The sequence below is a fragment of the Streptomyces sp. NPDC059906 genome, from assembly GCF_042730645.1.
GTDB lineage: Bacteria > Actinomycetota > Actinomycetes > Streptomycetales > Streptomycetaceae > Streptomyces > Streptomyces rubrogriseus.
The window spans coordinates 20,037-39,845 of record NZ_JBHWKU010000049.1; the positions used below are offsets into that span (position 1 = coordinate 20,037).

A 19,809-nucleotide genomic window follows, 5' to 3' on the forward strand; every position below is an offset into this window, starting at 1 on the left:
TGGCGGGGGGGTTATTTTTCCGGGGGGGGGGGGGGGGGGGGGTCCTTATTTCTGGGTTCCTTGGGGGTTTGGGTGGGGATTGGGCGGGGGGCCCGGTGGGGGGCCCCCCGCGGGGCCCCACCCCTCAAGGTCGGGCACAGCTGTGAGGGCCTATTGTCGCCCGTGCCCGCCGACCTCAGGCACAACTCTCCGGGGGGCAGGCGCCTCCGCTCGTTCTGGCCGGCTCAAGGGCCTCGTGGAAGCCGAAGGGGTCAACGATATCCTTGGCCATTTCCCATGCGCCCTCGGCCACGCCGTACTCGTGCGCGTAGGAGGGTGCCTGAGCCGCCATTGCGATGCCACCGACGACGCCGAGGGTTCTGGAGAACCCGCGCAGCCTGGTGGGTTGCCCCACTGGTTCGGGTCCCTTGAATTTGGTAGGCGGCTTGAACTCTGTTCCCGTGAGCTCCTTCGCGGCGGGTGTCTTGGCAACCTCACCGAAAGACTTCATAACCTTTGCCTTCATGCCGGCGTCAGCGTTCATCGCCTTCGTCATGTTGCCGGTGACGTCACGTGAGTTGAGCGCGTCCCACAGTTCCTGGGCTTCGGCCTTGGCGACCTTCAGGTCACCGTCAGTCAGCAACTTGTCGAGGTTTTTGCCCGTCTCGCGGGCCTTGCGGTCGTTCTCCAGGATCCCCGCGAGAGCGCTCATTGTCTCCCAGCCCTTTTGGAGATGCAGTTGATCTTTGCCTGGTAGGCGCCTACCCGTGTTGAACTCGTGAATGAGTCCGGTCGACAGCTTGCCGTTACCGAAGACTTTCTTGGCCTTGGCCTTCGGGTAGATCTGTTGCAGCGCTCCGCGCAGCTTCCCATTGCTTACTGCCGGTGCTTGTGCCCGGCGCTGCATGAATCCGGGGTTCTTGTTGGGGACCTTGTTGAGGACGTAGTTAATCGCCTTCTTCAGCAGTTTGAACATGGCAAGGAAGCCGAAGAACTTCCCGTCCGGGTCGGCGTATACCAGCGGGTTGTTGTTGCCGTAGGTGTAGCCGTTCATCTGCTGCGGGTCGGCCAGGTTCATGATCGGGTCGACGGAGAGGAAGCGGCCGGTCTGGGGGTCGTATTCGCGGGCGCCCAGGTGGGTGAGGCCGGTGTCCTTGGTGTCGTCGTTGCCGCCGATGAATCCCTTGGTTCCTGGCCATGTGGCCGGTGCTGTGCCGCGCGTCTCGCCGAAGGGCGTGACACGGCGCTGGGTGAGGGCCAGGTCGGTTGCGGCGACGGCCAGCAGGCCGGTGCCGTGGTGGTCGGCGAGGGTGAAGGAGAAGCTGCCGTCGTCGGCGCGGACGGCCTGGTGACCGCTGCCGAGGTCGATGTAGCGGGTCGCCTTCGGCTTGGTCGCGCCCTTGTCGAGGGCGACGTCGGTGTGACCGAGGTGGAGGGTGGTCCGGTCGGCCGTGCGGTCGATCAGCCGGTTGCCGTTGGCGTCGTACAGGTACTCGGAGGTCTTGTCCGGCTTGCCGTCGAAGGGTTCAGTGACCTTGGCCAGGCGCCCTTCGGCGTCCCAGTCCAACCGTTGTTCGCCGCGTTCGGTGGTGTTGCCGGTCGGGTCGTAGGCGTAGTCGGTGCGGCTGGTGCCGGCCGGTCCCTGGGTGGTGAGCGAGGTCATCTGGTGGGCCTTGGGCGTGCCCGGAGTGGGGTACGCGTAGGTGTGCTTGATGTCCTTTGCGGTGTCGCCTCCGGTGTCGTGGCGGATGTCGGTCAGCCGGTTGCCGGCTCGGTCATAGGTGTACGACTGCCAGTACGGGGCGGGGCCGCCGAGCCTGGCCGTGGAGGGAGACTCTGCGCAGATCTGGTCGCCCTGCGTCCATGCCTCGGTCAGTCGGCGCAGGTAGTCGTATGTGAAGCACTGGTTGTCGGTTCCGGTGCGGGACACGTCGGTGAGGGAGAGGACGTTGCCTGCCTCGTCGTAGCGGAAGGTGACGTTCTGGTCGACTCCCGGCTGTTCCTCACGGTCGACACGTGTGGTTGACAGGCGTTGGGTGCCGAACTCGTAGGTGTTGGTGACCTGTGTCTTCTTGCCTCCGCCAGTCAGGCCGAAGGTGTAGACGAGCGGTTTTCCGGTGTGGCTGTAGGTTGCGGTCGAGGTCATGCCCTGGCCGAAGACGGAAGTCGGCCGCAGCGTCTGGTCCTCGTAGGCGTAGTTAATCGAGCCGCCCGGCAATCCGCCCGCGGCAGAGTAGCTGAGCGAAGCGACCTTGCCGGAGGGCTTGTAGGCGGTACCGGACTGGTAGGTGCCGGCAAGCGCTCCCTCGGAGGCGGGGATCACGGTCGCCGTCTTGATAGGCCGGTACAGCCTGTCGTAGGCGGTCACAGCAGTGGTGTACGCCTGGCCGTTCACGTAGCGGATCGACTCGGCGAGCTGGCCCTTGGCACCGGAAACGGTGTCGTATGTCCATTTGACCCGGAGTTTGCCGGTGGCCGAGCCCTCGCGCAGTTCGGTCTTGCGGCCCATTCCGTCGTAGGTGTTGAACAGGGTGGTGCCGCGCTGGTCGGTGCTGGAGATGACCTGACCGTGGTCGTCGTACTTGGTGTCGGTGCGGCCCCGGTCCGGGTCGCTAAAGGACGTCTGGTGGCCGAGCTGGTCGTAGGTGTAGCTCCAGCTGTTGCCGACCGGGTCGGTGACCTTCAGCAGGTCGCCCGAGGGGGTGTGGTCGTAGGTGGTGGTGTCGTAGGCGGACTCGGGGTCGCTGGTGTGGTGCTGACGCAGCTCGGTGATGTTGCCGCGCGCGTCGACCAGGGAGGTGACGGTGGTGTCCCCCACCGGCGGAATCAGGGTGGTGCGATCACCGCCGTACATCGTCTTCTTGGTGGACAGGACGGTGCCGCCGTCGCCATTGCCCGCGGTCTGGCGTTCCTCGACCTGGCGGCCCAAACCGTCGTAGAAGGTGTGGGTCTGGCTCTCCACGGCCAGTGCGTCGGCGGGCTTGAACGGCTCGGTGACCGGTTCGCCCGTGGCGTAGTAGGGGGCGAAGGTCTTCGCGGTCAGCCCTCGTTCGTCGTAGAAGATGTCGGAGATGATCCGGCCGCCGTCCGGGCCGGGCGCCTGGGACTGCCGCTCACGCAGGAAGCCGTCGTAGATCTTGTACGAAGTGATCTGGCCACCCTCGTTGTTGAGCAGTTTGGTGCCGACGGCGACCGGTTCGCCTTCGTTGACCGAGTAGGTCCACTCGTACGTCGGCACGCTGCTCGTTCGGCGGTCGGCGAGCCACACCTTTGTGGAGCGGCCGAGCGCGTCGTATGCGTAGTTGGTGACGTTGCCGTTGGTGTCGGTCTGCTTGATGAGCAGTCCGCGCAGCGGGTCGAGATCTTTCGTGATGGTCTGTGCGGTCGTGAGGTCGTCCGGGTCGGCCGGGGGTGTAGTGGTTTTTGTCTGGGTGGGGAGGCCGGTGGCCGGGACGTAGGTCGTCGTGCTGGTGCGGCCATTGGCACGTATCTTGCGCACTGGGGCGGTGTCGCCGGTCACTTCGACGTCGGCTGTCAGGTCGGTGACCGTCAGTTCGCGCCCGTAGTCGTCATAGGTGGCGCCGGCTTCCAGGTAGGTAGCTTTGGTTCCGTTGTGGCTCTTGAGCGGTGCGGTGGCCGTGGCGTCGCCCTTGGTCGGCGCCGCGTCGTAGGCGCCACCGTCGTAGGCGGTGCGGACGTCGTCGATGACGTCTTTGGTCCGGTCGACCGCAGCGTCACATGCCGTGGCGACGGTTTCCACACGTGACGGCAGGACGAGGATGTTCTTTTCGGTGTTGGTGGCGTACGTGGTGCGGGTGCACTGGTCGTCGGCCGTCGTCGCGGTGTCCCCGCGGTCGTCCTCCTGGGTCACCCGCCCAGCGACCGTGTCGTAGGTCGTGGTGCTGAGGGTGGTACGCCACTTGGCGCCTGCGCCGTTGTCCAGGGAGGTCCAGGTCCGGCTGGTGGAGATGCCGGTGAAGTTGGCGGTGACCGTGCCCCAGTCACGGATCTTCTTGGCGGTCTCGTGGTGCCAGGGCCGGCTGACGGCCTTGCTCAGGGCCTTGCCGCCGGGTTGGTCGAAGGCGACTGTCCTGTACTCGAAGCCCGCGGCCGACTGGTGGTCGCTGATCGGTTCCCCCTCGCCCGCACCGAGGGAAACGGTCACGGACTTCGTGCCGCCCTTGGGGCTCTTGCGGTCGCCGTCCATTCCCCGCAGGAAGTAGTGGTCCTCCTGCGACTTCATGGCGGCAGTCCCGCCCTGGCCGCCCTCTCTGACCCGGACGTGGCCGTAGCCGCGCCACTGTGACCAGGTCTTGTTCTTCTCCTTGGTGAGGCCGTCGTCGTCGTCGAAGTGCCAGGCAGCACCGTCGAGGTACTCGTAGGTGGTCACCTGGTCCGGGGCACCACCGGTGCGGTCGGTCCCGGTGACGGAGGTGACGACGTACTTGTTGAACCACTCACGGTCCGGGCTGTCGTTGCTGTCGCCGCCGATGTACTGCGGGAAGCAGCGTGTCGTGTTGGTCTCCGGGGTGGGCAGGGCGTCGGCGTCGCAGGCTGGCGGGGAGTAGTTGGCATCGATCTGACCGCCCGACTCGTCCGCGACGCTCGACAGCCGTGCCTTGATGAACGGGGCGTAGCCGTCGCCGACCTTGTCCAGTCGGTTGGCCAGCTGGGTGTAGGCGAAGGTGGTCTTGGGCTGCGTGATCGGTGTGGTTCCGGTGTGGCCGGTGTGCTGCACGCTGTCGAGGAGTAGCTGGTAGTCCGTGTCGGCCATGCCCCAGCGGTGAGCGAGCTTCCAGGAGTCGACCTTGTCGTAGGAGCCGTCGGACTTCAGAAGCTGTGTAGTGACCGCGGTCAACCGCTTGCGCGTCCAGAAGGAGGGCGAGAGGCGGCCGTTGTCGCACTTGATGCCAGCCTTGCAGTTCAAGTCCCACGGTGTGTCGTACCAGTAGGCCGACTTGTCGTCGATGGTGTCCGAAGCGCAGGTGACGCCGGTTTGCGGCAGGCACCGCTCGGCGGTGTCGAAGATGACCTGGCCCAAAGGCTTGTCCGCATACATGCGGGATGAGCGCAGGCCGTAATCGATGCGCCGGATGTGGCCGCCGCGGGTGTAGGGAGTGTCGTCATCGGCCTTGAGGGTGCGGCCGTAGGAGTTGGTCTCCTTGTCGTAGTGGTAGCTCATCGTGTTGCCATGGGTGTCTACGACGTAGTCGAGATTCCACCGCCAGGCTTGCTGACACCAGGACCCTGCAAAGTCGGACGCGTGGCAGGGCTCGCCGGTGTTGTTGCCGAAGACCGGTACCGTCCAGGTGGAGTCGGTAGTCTCCTTGCCGTCGGTCCAGCCGGGCAGGCGGTGGTAGCCGAAGTAGTAGCGGGTGCCAACAGGGGTGGTCAGCCGCCAGTGTTCGCCGTCGTTGTCGCCGTTGCCGCGGTCCGTGCCGGTCAAGCGCGTGATGCGGGTCCCGTCGTCCTGCTTGAGTTTGAACTCGTCGCCGCCGGCGGGGACGAGTTCACCGCCCTTGCCGTTGAAGGAGAGGTAGGCGTTGTCGTACGACCAGCACAGGTCGCCTGGCTTGTTGCCGTCGGCGTTCTTCTCTCCGTCGTCCCAGCAGGGTTTGTAGCGACGCTCAATGAAACCGGAGGACAGGTCGAAGCCGTCACCCGCCCAGGAGCCCTGATTGTTGGTGGTGCCGGTGCGGCCGTCGATCGTTCCCGAGGCGTAGTCCAGGCCCACCTCCGGCACGAGATCACCAGGCACGTCGGGCACCGGCATGTCGTACGACCATGTGAAGTCACCGGTGTTGAGGTTGGTGCTCCATGTCGCCGACGGGGCGAGGGAAGTGGCCTTGTAGTCGCCCTTTTCACCGCCGGTCTCGGCCACAGCGGCCAGGACGGTCATCCCGGAGGAGGGCAGACTCACCGCGTTCGCCGTCAGGGTCTGCCGGTCGGTGTCGTTACGCGCCGCGATCGGCGTGTTCGTGCGGCACGCGTCCTTGGTGGGGGTGGACAGGGCGCAGGCGGGCAGTTCGACGAGGTGCAGCCGAGATGCGTAACCGCCGCCGTACGCCTGGGCGAAGTTCGCGTAGTCAACCGTGACGGCAACTTTCCCGGCGTCAGCCGGTCCGGCCTCGGGTGTGGTGGCCTTCCCGGCCGTCGTAGGGTGATCCTTCGTCTCCAGAGTGAAAAGCAGACCGTCAACTCCGGCGCGGGTGGCTTGGCCTCTATCCCGGAGGCGGACCTTCACGGCTGCCCCGGCAGCCTCTTTCGCTTCCTTCGGTGCGGCGATACTCAGGGGCAGGTCACCGGCTCGTTCGCTGCCGTGCTCCGGTACCTCAACGGTGGCTCTACCGGTCTTCGGCCAGGTACGCCTGGGCGCTTTGGTGGGCGTTCTCGCGTCCTTGCCGCGGGTGCGGGGCTTGACCTTGGTACTGCTGACGCCGGCGACGGCCTTGTCGGCCTTGGGGACGCCGGGCAGAGGGTGGTTGTCCGCGGCCGCCGCGGGCGAGGCTGCACCCTGGATCAGTCCGCCGACCATGAGCACCGACACGAACAGGGATATGGGCCCGTGCAGGGCACTTGGTGAAGTGAGCAGGCGTTTGGGTCTCATACGTATGCCGTCCATGGCTGAGTGGCGGCACCGGCATTTCCGATGAGGAAGACTGGTGCCGCTGTGAAGGGGACAGAGTGAGAAGTGCGTGGCGGGTGGTGCGCGCGGCGCTCCGTGCGCACCACCCCCAGCCGGCATCACCTGCCGGCTGGTACCTCGGTGGGCACGTCGAACCAGGAGCCGGCAAGTTCCACGATCTGGTTGTCGTTGAGGGCGCCTTGGAAGGTCCACAGGTCGTCGATCAGGCCGGGGAAGTACTCGCCCCACGCTGCGTCGGTCTTGGCACGGCCGACTTGCAGGGACTTGGTCGCCTTGAAGGCGAGAGTGTTCTCGGCCCAGGAGTCCTGCCCCGTGCAGGTTTCGCCGTCGCCCTCGACGGCACAGGTGACCTCTTGCAGGGTTCCGTTGACGTACAGGCGGGCCTGTTTGGTGAAACCGTCGTAGACGACGGCCAGGTGGTTCCAGTCCCGTGCGTCGTAGAACTCGCTGTTCGCCACACGCACGACAGCCGGATCCGTGCTGTCCTTGTCGGGTACGGCCAGTTCCCAGCGGCCCATGCCTTCCCGGTTCGTGGCATCCGGTACGAAGCGGACGGTGAGCGCGCTCTGGGTGGAGCCTTCGGTGCTGACGAGCGCGACGCCGCTTTGCGGCAGCGCGGCGGCCTGCGCCCAGGCGGTGACGGTGTAGCTGGCGCTGGTGTCGATCGGCACGGCGGCGGTGGAGGCGTAGTCGGCCATGCCGTCGAGTTCCAGGCCGGAATCCATGAAGCCTGCGCCGATTTTCGCAGCGCCGCCCAGTGTCAGAGCGTTGGTGGTGCCAGCTGCGTCCGGTGTGGTGGCCGGGGTCGCCGTGCTGGTTTCGTCGAGTTTCCAGCGGGTCTTGATCAGGGGGCGCTGGCGGAACATCTGCAGCGCTTCCTCGTCGGACACCGGCCGCTCGAACAGTCTCACGTCGTCGATGTTCCCGGGGAAGTAGTCGAGGTAGGTGCCCTGCCAGATGGTGCGGCCGACCTGGACCGGAGCGCCGGCCTCCCAGGTCTTGTGAGCGACGTCCGTGCCTTGCAGGACGCCGTTGACGTATAGGCGGATCTGCTCGGCGTTCGCGTCGTACACCGCCAACAGGTGAGTCCACGTATCAGGCTGGGCGTCCTGCTTGGCTACGACTCGCTGCGAGCCGATGTTGCCCAGCTTGATGTCCTCCAGCGAGGTGCGCAGGCTCCAGGTGTTCACCTCGGTCTCGTAGGAGAGGTAGAAGGGGCTGTAGTAGGTGCCGCTCTGACTGACCACCGTGCGGTTGCCGGTGGTCCCGGCAGGCAGCTTCGCCCAGGCCGACACCGAGTACGAGTGGGCCGTGTTCAGTACCGGGCGATCCGTAGCGGCGTAGCCGCTCGTTCCGTCCAGTGACAGGGCGGAGCCTGCGATGCCGCTGGCGCCGCTGGTGGCGCCGGGGTGAAGAGTCAGGGGCTGTCCGGTCGCTGATCCGGTCACCTCCGTGGCGCCCTGGTCCTCGTCGAGCGGGAACACGGCACGTTCCGGCCGTCCGCTGGTCAGGTTCTGCCCTTGGTGGAGCGCTTCGGCTTCGGTGGTGGTGACGGCCCGGTCGAAGATCCGCACGTCGTCGATGGTGCCGGGGAAGAAAGACATACGGGTTCCGCTGTAGGTGCCGGCGCCCATCTGCAGGCCCCGGCGGGCGTTCCACGCCGTGGTGTAGGCGGTGGTACCGGCGAGCTGGCCGTTCACGTACAGGCGCAGTTGCTGGGCCTTGGCGTCGTAGACACCGACCAGGTGGCTCCACTCCCCCGCCTTGGCGTCACCGGGCTGTGCGCCCTTGGCCACCGCGATGGGGGCACCGGGTTTGTCGGAGGTGTACTGGTTGAATACCCAGCGGTCGGCATACTGCGAGTAGTAGAGCTCGAAGCCGGGTGAGTAGTTGCCCGGCTGCGCGGCGATGATCGCCGCCTTTTCCGGCATCCGGTCCAGTCGGGCCCAGGCCGCGACGGAGAAGCTGTCCGAGGTGTCCACCACGGTCAGGTCTGAGGTGGCGTATCCGGTCGTGCCGTCGAAGTGGAGTCCGGTGCCCTTCTTGCCTTCGGCGCCGGCGGTGGCACCGCCGTGCAGCCGTACGGTCCGCGGGGGCGTCGTCCCCGCGGCGGTGGTGGCACCTGCGGGCTCGTCCAGCTTCCAGGAGGCGCGGTCCGGCTGGCCGGCCTTGACCCGGAACTGGTAGGTGCGGACTTCTGAGCCGTTGCCTGCCTGGTCGAACGCCTGAGCTGTGACGAAGTTCAGCCCGGCGTTCGCGGGCAGCAGCTGCACCGATTGGGCCGCACCGCCGCTGGTGGATATCTCCCTGGATGCGGTCGGGTCGGTGTTGAAGCCGTAGCGGTAGCGGACCGCGTCCGTGGAGGACGAGTCGATCGAGAACCCGCCGTACTGGCCCACCCCGTCGTACCAGGGGTCCTCCGGGTTCTCAGGGTCCGAGTCGGGGTAGTCACCCGAGGAGATCACCGGAGCCGCAGGCACACTGGTGTCGTATATGAAGAAGCAGCCGGTCGCGTCTCCCGTGGACGACCACGGCGAGTACTGGGCGCCGTCGTAGCTGCGCACCAGCCAGCTGATCTGCCGATTCTGCGGGATCGAGGTCGGCAGTGAGATGGAGAAGCTGGATCCGGATGTTTTGGACGTCGTCCGGGCTGGCGCCCACCGCTTAGTGAAGCCCTTGCCGTCGCCGGAGTCCCACCAGCCCGCGAACTCGACTGCGACGTTGTCACCGTCCGGGTCGGTGATGCTGTTCGCGTAGATCTTCCCGCGGGTGCGCACCCGCGCGGCGTCGGCCGGCTTCTTGCAGGTGCCGCCGTACTCCATCGCCAGTTGGGACATCTTGACCTGCGGCGGCGGACGGTTGTACTCTACCCGCAGATACGCCTTGTCCGAGAACCGCTTCCAGGCGTAGCCGTCCGACTCACTGGCCGCTCGCAGCCCGAACGTCATCGTCGCGCTCTTGCTGTTGGCGGCCGCCTGCATCGCCGACTTCACGTTGAACTCCGCGTCTTTGGCCGCACAACCGCTGTAGCCGTGGGCGAACGACGCCGACGCCAGTTCCCTGATCCAGAATCCTGACGCGTTCTGGCTGTTCCACGTCGTCGACGAGGAGATGCCCTTGGTCTGCCACAGCTCCACCGACCGCGCCGAGCAGGACGCCGACCAGGTGTTGCGGACCACGAACTGCGCCGACAGAACCGACTTGCCCGCGTACGTCGAGGTCGGTATCTGGTAGAACAGGCGCTTGGTGTCGTTCGGCTCGCAATAGGCCCAGTTGCAGTAGCCCAGGCCGGCGTCCGACTTGCCGTTGAACTTCCACTGCGGGGAGGACGCCCAGTACTTCGACGCCATCGTCCACGCCGACGCCTTCGGCGTGTACCACTGCGGGTCGATGTAGACGGGGTAGGTGGTGTCGGTGCCCTTGAGTACGTCGGCGTCCGGAGTCAGCACCAGCTCGTCCTGCTGGGCTGTCACCTCGACGTCCACCGGCGCAAGCTTGCCCGACTCCCCCGGGCCCGGCTCGTCCCGCGTCTCCTCGTCCGCCGTCGCACGCGCCCCCGGCGCGGCGCCGGGCTTCTGCAGGGCAGCAGTTGTCTGCTCGCCCGTGCTGGAGTCCCACATCATCGGCTTCGGTGCCTCGAAGACCGTCCCCCCGGCGCCTTCGTCGACGGCGTCCAGCCCGCCCGTGTCGCTCTCGCGCACCTCCAGGCCCGATGCCGAGAGATTCAGCCGCAGCTCTGCCAAGTCCTTGCTCGCCGCTGCCTCGGCCGACTTCACCACCAGCAGCTGAGTGAAGCCGTCCTCCTGAGCGGTCATCCGCAGATCCACGTCCGGCAGCACCGAGGGATACGTCGCCACCGCACCCTCCAGCTCCGGCTCGGGCAGCGGGGCCGGCCATCCCAGGCTCAGCTCACGTCCGGCACGTTGCATCCGCACCAACGGCGCCGCCGTGCCGCCCCCGGAGAACTCCACGTCCACCGTCGTGGCCCTGGGCGCCACCATCCCCTCACCGGTCGCCGCCAGGTCGGTGTCCACACGCCTCCAACCGCCCCCGGTACGGACCCAGACGGGGCGAAGGTACTCCCGCGCCTCCAGATGCCCCTCCGGCGTGGCGAATACCTCACGGCTCTCCCCTCGCTGGGAGGAGATCTCCACAGGCTTCCCCGTCCGCCGGGCCTCGGCCAGCGCGTCCGCCTCCGACACACCACCCGACGCATCAGCGGCTCCAGCACTGTGCGCCGCGGCGGGCACAGCCGCCGCGGCCTCACCGCCAAGGCTCGGAACCGCGCCTACGACCAGCGTCACGCTCAGTAGCGCACCGGCGGCTCTGCCCCCACCCCGCAACCGGGTCCACATCCCCACCACATCCCGCCCACAGATTTCTCACAGTTGTCGTGGCAACTAAGCCCTGCACGTGCAGGGAGGGGCAACGCATAGAAATGGGAAATTCGTCAACCAAGATCAAAAAGTGGATGCGATGATCGATACGTTTAGAGGAATGATCAAGAGTAGCTAAAGCTTCTGATCCCCATCCGGCCACGTTCCGGATGTGCGGGCACACTTCAGTGCGTCAAGGTCGGCCACCTGTGCCGAACACGTTCTGTGACGGGCGACGGCGGACACACGATCTGCTGGTGGTCGGCGACGCGTACTACAGAAGGAAGGTGGGACGTGCGGCGCGGGCGCTCCTCAGGTAACGGCGATTATCGATCCCTGGGCCACGCTGCCGGTCACCGCTGCGTGCAGGGCCCAGCCAGACGCAGCATCCGCGGGCGAAAGGGCCGGGATCGTAGGCGGGGCCGCCGACTGTTCCAGTTCCGTAGGGGCAAGCGGCGGGGCCGGGGGCTGGCCGGATCGACGCCGAGGGCCGGGTCGACGTGCTCCAGCTCGCGCAACAGACCCTGGGAGGAACCCAGCGGGCTGCCCGCCCGGCCCGGTAGTCGTGACCGGGGGCTATGATCCGACAGGCCACCACCTCGACCTTCATGACGTCGGCGATGGTCCCGGGCCCGGTGCCCTCGTTGAGCGGTGTCAGTCCCGCTCTGCCCGCCGGCGTGGGGAGGGAAGGCGGGGGACGTTCCCGGCCTGCTCATGTTCCTCCCGAGCTTGCATCAGTTCCAAGTCAAGCTCGGCAACAATTCGCCGCAACGCGGCGCTGACGGCCCGCTCCTTCGCGAGGGCCTTCGTGGCGGCCGCCAACTTCTCTTTCACCGCACCGTAGTTGTCCACCAGTCCCTGCATGGCGGCCGGTGTGGCGCTCTGCGCCTTGACGCGTGCCTGGAACTCCTGGACAAGGTCCTTGTGGTCCCCGTAGGCGACATCGCGCCGCAGGCCGGACTCACGAAGCAGTTCGGAGGCGGTGAGTTTCCCAGAGGATGAGCGCAGGGGTGTGCCGACCAGGAGGCGGTCGGCTGCGGCCCGAAGGGCGGCGCGTTCGGCTCCCCGGTTCCGCGGGCGTCGGCTGGTCATACGGTCCTTTCCTCAGCACCAAGGACATTCTGGCCTTGGTGGCGGTCGATGATTGCCGATAGTTGAGCGGCCTGCGCCGCCGCGCGGTCGCGCCGGGGTTTGGGGGACAGCGGATCGGCGGCGTGGGCCTGGTGCCGCTCGTGCCGGCGCTGCACGTCTTCGATGTCGCGGTCGGTGTAGGCGAGGTTGGTGCACGAGGATCGGCACTCCGACTCGTCCGGTGTGTCAGCGTCTGGCAGCCCGAGTGCGAGTTTGGCCTTGCGGCAGGCGGCGGTGGCTGCACGCCATACGCACGTCATGCCCTGGCCGTGATGAATCGCGGGATCCACCTGTTGCAGAAGGCGTTCCGCGCTGCCGGCGCTTGTCACCACTCGGCCTTCGAACGACGGGGTGCGCTCAACGCGGGCGCGGTACTCGTCGGCAGAGGGGCCGCTGACGCGCTCGCCGGCCGCGAGGTGCTGGCCGTCCTGTTCGGCCTGGTCGATGATGAGCTCGAGTTTCTCCACGGCGATGTCGTGCAGCCAGGAGGGGTCGGCATACCCGGCATAGCTCAGGGTCACTTTTGTATGAACATGCCCGTATTGTAGTGCAGCTGCGATCAGTCCACGCGGCTTGCGGACGATGAAGCGGGCCAGGGTGCGGCGGTAGCGGTTGGCGTTGATGCGGCCGGCAGGATCGGCCGGGATGGGGGCGCCGCTGTCTGCCCGGCGGTAGGTGGAGTTGATCCAGGAGATCAGGTCCTGGATGTCGTCGTTCATGGCTCGGCCTGTGCGGGCGTTGACTGTGGCGGGTCGCTGACCGTGGGCGCTGATCAGGCTGGAGGGAAAGAGCAACGGCAGATCGTGCAGCTCTTCCAGGAGGTCGATGGCCGCATGCACCACGTCCACGACGACCCACGGACGCAGGGGTTCGGAAGCGTCTGGCTGGTCGGGGACGCGGTCGAAGCCCTTGCCGCGGAAGCCATGAACCAGGAGCTCACCTGTGTCTTCGTCGGTATCGCGGCATCCCCGGCGCAGATTGAGGACCTCGCCGGGGCGCATTCCGGAGAGGTAGCAGACCGCCGTGAACAGTCCGGCGGACAGCAGCCGCACCAGGGTGGGGAGTTCCCCGATGGCGATGGGGTGCTCACGCCAGGGGCGGCCATGGACCTGTCCGGTGATGCGGCCGACGCTGGAGAAGTGCGCGACGGGCAGACCGCTGTCGGCAAGGAAGTTCAGCATGGCCGGGGACACCCCTTGGCGGTGCGCCTTCGGGATGCCCATGAGACGTTTGATGTGGCCGTGGTTGATACCTCCTCGTGGGTGGCCGGGCAGGGCGATGCCCTGTTGGCGGCAGTACGAGAGGTATGTGCGAAGCCGTTCTTCCCGTGTGCCGGTGTACCGGGCCTGTGAGACGTGCCTCCCGGCCTCCAGTTGCTGGTACTCGTGCCAGGCGTCGCGGATGTCAGGGCCGACTTCCTCGATCATCACGAGGACCCAGGCCAAGAGTGCTTCCATGGTGTCGTCGGCGATGCGGGGTGTCTTGTTCTCGCGTCCCGTCCCCGCCGGCGCTCCGACGACCTCTTTGGAGGTCTGGCCGGCCCAAGGGAAGTCGCAGTCGAGGCGGCACTGTGCGGGCATGTGTTCGCTGAAGAGCCACAGCAGGCGTACCGCGGTGATCAGGTCCGACTTTCGGCGGCCGTCGCGGTCCAGGCCCAGAACGTAGGTGCGGAAGCCCTCCAGGGCGGCGTCGCGTACCTCGGAAAGGTCGCGGTACCCCTGCTTGTCCAGCCAAAGGGCCAGGACCCGCATGTCGGTGACCCAGTAGGGGAAGCTGCCAACGCTGGCCTGCTCGGCAGGACGCTCCCGCCCGCCCGGCTCGACCGGGACGGGGTGGTCCAGGGCGGCCAGGAAGAACGTACGGAAATGCTGACGCAGCGCGGCAGGGAAGCTGGACCAGGAGATGGCCGAAATCTGAAGGTGCGCGTCGCGGTGGGCCGGCTGGACATGCCATTGCTCGTCTCCGAATCGCGACATGCGCGAGGACGGAGTACCGATCCGTACCGGTCGGTTGCGGAGGATGAGGACGTCGTCGGCAGGCCAGAGCGCCTGCCCCGGCAGGCTGCCGCCTCCTGGCGTAGAGGTGGCCGAGGGGACGGTCATCGAAGATCCAACCTTCCGGCGAGAAGGTCGTCGATCAGTTCGCTCTGCCCGTCGCTCAGCTTGGCGCGGGCCTGCTCGCGCTCGGCAGGAGTGTAGTGACGCAGGATGTCCTCCAGACGGTCGGCAGCCGCTTGGTATTTCGCGTGCCAGGTCGCGGGGTCGGAGTTGGGGCGGGTGGCGAGAAGACGGTCGCGAACAACGATCTGGACCGGCAACTGGTGTGGGAGAGCGCGAGCGTTCTCGCAGCCAAGGCATGCGAAGAACGAGGCCGTGCACGGTGTCCCCGGCGGCGTGTCAGGCCCGGCGAGGTGATCGACGCATCCGGTCAGCACCGTGTCCTGGTCTCCGGCCAGCAGCCGCTTCAGGACTTCCGGATCGAGCCCGGCCTCCGTCGCTGCCGCCTGCGGGTCCCGGGCCGCGCGGTCGAGGAAGGCCGGGGTGAACACCGGGACTTCCATCGCTGTGCGTGCCTTCGCGACCTGTTCGCGTAGCGCCTTGCCGACCACGGAACGGCTCTGCTCCTGCACCGTGCGGCTGCGCTTGAGGTAGTGGTCCCGCAACGTTTCGCGGCTGTGGGCGACCGGGCGTCGCGTCAGCTCCAGCGCACTCTGGCGGATCCGCCGCACCTGCACGACAGGGGGCCCTCCGGCGACAGCTTCGCGCATCGAGGGGAAGCCCCGCGTCTGGCTCCAGTGCTTCACGTGCACCTCGGTGTTCCACATGTCTCTGCCGAACGCGGAGCGGCGCTTTGGGCTGTAGCTGATGAACGCGCGGGTCGCTCCGCTGAGACGGCGAGCGGTCTGTGTCAGCTCCAGCAGCAGCTGGTACACCCGCAGCGGCGAGTGGAAGAGCCGGGGCTCGGTGTCCTGGGATTCGGCCAGCTCTCGCAAGGATGTGGGGAGATCCTCAAGTGCGGCGACCATGTGCTCACGGTCGGGGCCACGGCGCGGTTTGGTCTCCTCGACCAGGGCCACCGCTTGCGCCGACACCCTGCCGTCGGGCCGGGTGTGCAGAGCCGGCCACGTCTTGACAGTGCCGAAGTTCTCCGCCGTCAGCGCGCTCAGCAGCAGCGCGAAGGCCGTCGACTCGTCGCGGGTGAGGCTCAGCATGCCGCTGATGGCCATCGCACCACCGAGCCGGGACACCTCGTCCCGCAGGACACCGGATTCATTCCGGGGCAGATCCCCCGTTGTGGCGAACTGCTCCAGCATCCTTCCCAGAGCCTCCTCCCGGCTGCCCCCTTTGAGTTCACCGTCTTGGAAGCGGGCCAGGAGCCGCACTCCCGCACGGATGCGGTCCCGACTGATACGGACGTCACGACGCACAGCGGTCATGATCTGCTGCCACTCGTGGTCGCTGTACGCCGTGACCTGCGTTGCCTCTGCGGCGGCGGGAAGCCGTGTACGCAGGAGATTGCGAAGGGCCTCTTCCGTCAGGTCGTCGCGCTTGCGCATGAGACGCCGCAGCGCTTGCAGGTACAGCCGCAGGCTCGTCGGATGGTCCTCGTACCGGTCGCGAAGAATCTGGAAGTGCTCGGGTGCCAATTCGCCCGGCGTCGACGGCACACGGCCGGCCTCCGACAGCACCACCGTGAAACGGCGCAGTACCCAGTGGTACCTCTTCGCCGTGGCCAGGCGCTTACTGCCGCCACGCGCACCGCACCGGGCCGCCAGCAACACGGCCATCCACCGCTGCATCGCGAGCGGCGCCGGGAAGGACGAGAAGTCGAGGAGGTGACTCTTCCCGCTCTGTTCCTCGTAGAAGACCACTGTGGTTTGATGCCCGTCGGCGGGCAGCCGCTCAGGAGGCTGCCAGTCCGAGGGCGGCTGGGACGCTCGTTGGCCACCTCGCCTACTCACTGGACGCCTCCTGGAGTGGCTGCCACGGAAACGGGCACGATGGTGGACCCGCCGTGTCGGGCGAAGATGCGTACCAGCGAGTCCACGCCGGCTTGCTCGTCGTCATCGAGCAACGACATCAAGTAGGACAACTGCAGCCCAGTGAAGGGCTCCAGGTAGTGGTCCCGGGTGGTGTCCGGGTGTTTATGACCGAGCAAGATCGCCAAATGTAGCCAGATATCCCCGAGCTGATCTCGGAAGTCTTCGATCTCCTCCGGGGTGAATCCCTCCAGCCGCCGCTCCTCCAGCAGGGACAGGATCGAGAACCATTTCAGGGCGAAGGAGTGCCGGCACATATGGGCGGTCGCCCATAGCGGGCATTCGCGGCGGATCCGCTCGCGCTCCTCCTCGGACAGGCACCCGCCCGGATCGGCTCTGCGCAGCCACGCTTCCGCGACGCGTTTGTTCGCGTCGGCGAAGGTGTCCTCCCAACTGTGGACCTTCTTCGGCAGTCCGTTCACCGACAGCCACAGGCAGAGCGGCTCCAGCCCGGCGGGGGTCCGCCGGAAGAGCATGCGGCGCTCGTCCGGCGCCAGCACATCCAAGGCCAGCGCCGCCGGTCCGTTGCCGCCCTCGATATACAGTTCGCCGGTCCGGGGGTTGTGGCCGGTGACAATCCGCACGCCGCGCAGCCGGTCGTACCGGCCCCGCCGCTGAGCTCGGCGGATCACCTCCGCCCGCGACCCCTCCAGGGGATCCGCGTAGCCTTCCACCGACTGCAGCACGCGTCGCGGGATCCAGTACTTCCGGCCCTCTTCCCCGCCCTTGATACACTTCGCCGCCAGCCACGCCTCCCCCATCCGCTCTGCGCCTGATGCGGGGAGTTCGACATCCAGGACACTGGCCCACTCTCGAACCCGCAGACCAGTGCCGTAAAGCCCGTCGACGAAGGCGCAGTCGCGGTCCTCATTGAACCCCCGCCATCCGTCTCGGCGCAGACCATCGAAGCCGAATCCGCGCAGACCGATGTTCCGCCACTGCTCCAGCGCAGCCCGCAGCAACCACTTCACCTGGCGGCGCCTCGAACCCGCCGGCCGCAGCGGGTCCCGGCGCTGCTGCATGTATCCCGCCCCGGGCCTCCAGTCGGCCTCGTCCGAGTCGTCCGCCTGGACGGTCGGCACCGGGTTGAACACGCCGTAGCGCGCACTCGCCCAGGAGTAGAAGGAGTTCAACGCTGCGCGGTCCGTATCGAACGAGGTCGGCCGGATCCGTTCATCATTGCGCAGGTCCGTGATTCGCCAGTCCTTGAACGCTTCGACATCGCGTACGCTCGCGCAGTCCCACGACGTGCCGATGGCATCCAAGAAGTCCAACCACACGACCAGCGCGTACGCGTACCGCCGCCAGGTACTTGCTTCGTGTGCCGCCATGCGCCCCGTGCGGAAGAAGAGGTTGATGCGAGGGTCCGGCCGACATGACGGAGAGGTGATCACGGGAGTTCCGTGGCGTGCGCCGTTGCGGGCCGCTCTGCCAAGCAGATCACCGAACCTCAGAATGTCCGGATCGTCGGTGGGCGGGGGTGGGACGGTGAAGTCATAGAAGTCCACACTCCAGTGCTCCAGTACGTTCACGAGCCCCTCCCGACACATCCTGAACCGACAACTCAGAGGAGCCTAGAGAATGGCCGGCCACTGCGAGCAGGAGAACGCCATCGCCTGCCTGACCAGGGAAGCACAGGAAGAAGCCGGCCTGCGCATCGAGCGCCAGGACGTCGAACTCGTCCACGTGATCCACCACATCGACAAGGCCGGGGACCGGCCCCGCATGGGCCTGTTCTTCCGCGCCCGCGCCTGGAGCGGCGAGCCAGAGCTGCGCGAGCCGGACAAGTGCACCGAGTGGAGATTCTGGGACCCCGCCGCGCTCCCCGACCATCTCGTGTCCTACACCCGGGTGGCCCTCGGAAAGATCCAGAACGGTGAGCTGTACAGCGAGACAGGCTGGCCCGCATGACCGGCCCCCTGAGCGGCGCACCTAGTCACGCGTCCTCTGCAACTGCGGTCGGGCGTCCTGACACCCGCCTCGTCGTGATCCGTGGCAACTCGGCGTCGGGCAAGTCGAGCGTGGCCCAGGACCTGCGAGACCACTACGGGCGCGGTGTCGCAATCGTGGGCCAGGACGTGATCCGCCGGAACGTGCTGCGTGAGCACGACACCGCGCGCGGTGCCAACATAGCCCTGCTGGGCAGGATCGCACGCGCAGCCCTGGACGCCGGCTTTCACGTCGTGCTCGAAGGGATCCTCTACGCCGACCGCTACGGCCACATGATCACGTCACTGGTACGGGATCACCGCGGTGTCTCCCGCTGCTACTACCTGGACGTTCCCCTGGAGGCGACGTTGGTCCGGCATGCCTCGAAGGCGGATGCCGCGTACCTGACGCAAGTCACCGACGACCACCTCACCTCCTGGTACCGGGAGCTGGATCTCCTGCCTGGCGGTCTGGAGAGCGTGATCCCGGCCGACAGCACGCTGCAGGACACCGTCGCCCGGATCGTGCGCGAAACCGATCTGACCGCTGCCGCCCCCACTCCGCCGCCTCAGCGCGCGCCGTCACAGGGAGAGTCGATGAACCCTCTGGTGTTGATGTCCGATCCACAGGTCGCGGCAATCACGGTACGCGAGTGCGGAGAGCCACTCGTCGACGTGCGCGACCACGACATTCGCGTCGACCCCCGCAAGCAAGACGCACTGGGCGCGTTCGCCCACGTCCGCGAGGGCATCCTGACCCGGCTGAAGCACGCCCGCTCGCTCCTGCCCGCCGGCACCGACCTGCTGTTCATCGAGGGCTACCGGCCGCTTGCCCTTCAGCAGCGCTACTTCACCAAGTACCGCGACGAGCTGGCCGCCGCCCTCCCCGACTGGACACCTGAGCAGCTGCACCAGGCCGCCAGCCGGTACGTGTCGCCGCCGCAGATCGCCCCTCACTCCGCGGGCGCGGCCGTGGACGTGACACTCGTCGACCAGGACGGCCACGAACTCGACCTCGGCACCCGTGTCAACGCCTCCCCGGAGGAGAGCGACGGCGCCTGCTTCACGCACGCCCCGAACCTCAGCGAACACGCGCGCCACCATCGCACGCTGCTGCTCAACGCCATGGAGGAAGCGGGCTTTACGAACTACGGGACCGAGTTCTGGCACTTCTCGACAGCAGACCGGTACGACGCGCTGATGCGGCAGGCGCCGCACGCGCGCTATGGACCGATCGAACTGCCGTAGCGCGCCGACGGACTCGTCCACTTCCCCGCCACCCGCTCCGATCCGGAGACGGGCGCGCGGCCACCGATCCGTGCACGGTCGCGACCCCACGACCACGACAGACGGAATGCATCGAACGGAGGCACGTATGCCTGACGACACCCAGCAGACGCTCCCAGCCGTCCCGAGCCCGGCGGCCAAAGACGTACCGCCCGAGCACCACATGCACCTGCTCGGGCGATACTACCGCCAAGTGGAAGCAGGGCGCAAGACGATCGAAGTGAGGGTGGCCACCCCTACCAAGCGCACCGTCACCGTGGGCGACACGGTCGTCTTCCACGACCGGGACACCGGGCGGGAACTCGACGTCATCGTGCAGCGGATCACCCCGTACCCTGCTTCGAGGACCTGCTCCGCTCGGAGGACACAGCACGTATCAACCCGGACGGGCCGCCCGGAGAGCTGCTCGCCAACCTCCGCGGC

8 protein-coding genes and 1 pseudogene are annotated in these 19,809 nt (G+C 67.2%); 2 read left to right on the forward strand and 7 right to left on the reverse strand.

Annotated features, from left to right (window positions below; genetic code table 11):
• Positions 1-175 precede the first annotated feature (175 nt).
• From ACFV9J_RS38450 to ACFV9J_RS38480, 7 genes and pseudogenes are all read right to left on the reverse strand, one after another.
• Positions 176-6,514: an RHS repeat domain-containing protein gene (locus tag ACFV9J_RS38450; protein WP_385362573.1), complete on the reverse strand. Its 6,339-nt coding sequence runs from the start codon at positions 6,512-6,514 to the stop codon at positions 176-178.
• Positions 6,515-6,723: 209 nt separating this feature from the next.
• Positions 6,724-10,980 (reverse strand): LamG-like jellyroll fold domain-containing protein, encoded by a 4,257-nt coding sequence (locus ACFV9J_RS38455; protein WP_385362546.1) that lies wholly within the window; start codon positions 10,978-10,980, stop codon positions 6,724-6,726.
• Between the two features lie 333 nt (positions 10,981-11,313).
• Positions 11,314-11,549 (reverse strand): annotated as a pseudogene (locus ACFV9J_RS38460) (hypothetical protein); the annotation flags it as partial.
• A 106-nt stretch (positions 11,550-11,655) separates the two neighbouring features.
• Positions 11,656-12,093, reverse strand: a complete 438-nt coding sequence (locus ACFV9J_RS38465; protein ID WP_385362548.1) for a hypothetical protein — start codon at positions 12,091-12,093, stop codon at positions 11,656-11,658.
• Positions 12,090-14,234, reverse strand: coding sequence for an integrase (locus ACFV9J_RS38470; RefSeq protein WP_385362550.1), 2,145 nt, complete (start codon positions 14,232-14,234; stop codon positions 12,090-12,092). Before ACFV9J_RS38470 ends, ACFV9J_RS38465 begins: the two co-directional genes overlap by 4 nt.
• Entirely contained in the window at positions 14,231-16,003 is a 1,773-nt protein-coding gene (locus tag ACFV9J_RS38475; protein ID WP_385362551.1) for a hypothetical protein, read from the reverse strand. Before ACFV9J_RS38475 ends, ACFV9J_RS38470 begins: the two co-directional genes overlap by 4 nt.
• Before the next feature lie 86 nt (positions 16,004-16,089).
• The gene (locus tag ACFV9J_RS38480) at positions 16,090-17,703 is read right to left on the reverse strand and encodes an integrase (RefSeq protein WP_385362553.1); all 1,614 of its coding nucleotides are present in this window, start codon (positions 17,701-17,703) and stop codon (positions 16,090-16,092) included.
• 49 nt (positions 17,704-17,752) lie between these two features.
• Between ACFV9J_RS38480 and ACFV9J_RS38485 the strand changes: the two genes are divergently transcribed.
• Both ACFV9J_RS38485 and ACFV9J_RS38490 read left to right on the forward strand, forming a co-directional pair.
• Positions 17,753-18,082, forward strand: coding sequence for an NUDIX domain-containing protein (locus ACFV9J_RS38485; RefSeq protein ID WP_385362555.1), 330 nt, complete (start codon positions 17,753-17,755; stop codon positions 18,080-18,082).
• Positions 18,079-19,347 (forward strand): M15 family metallopeptidase, encoded by a 1,269-nt coding sequence (locus ACFV9J_RS38490; protein ID WP_385362557.1) that lies wholly within the window; start codon positions 18,079-18,081, stop codon positions 19,345-19,347. Before ACFV9J_RS38485 ends, ACFV9J_RS38490 begins: the two co-directional genes overlap by 4 nt.
• The last annotated feature ends 462 nt before the right edge of the window (positions 19,348-19,809 follow it).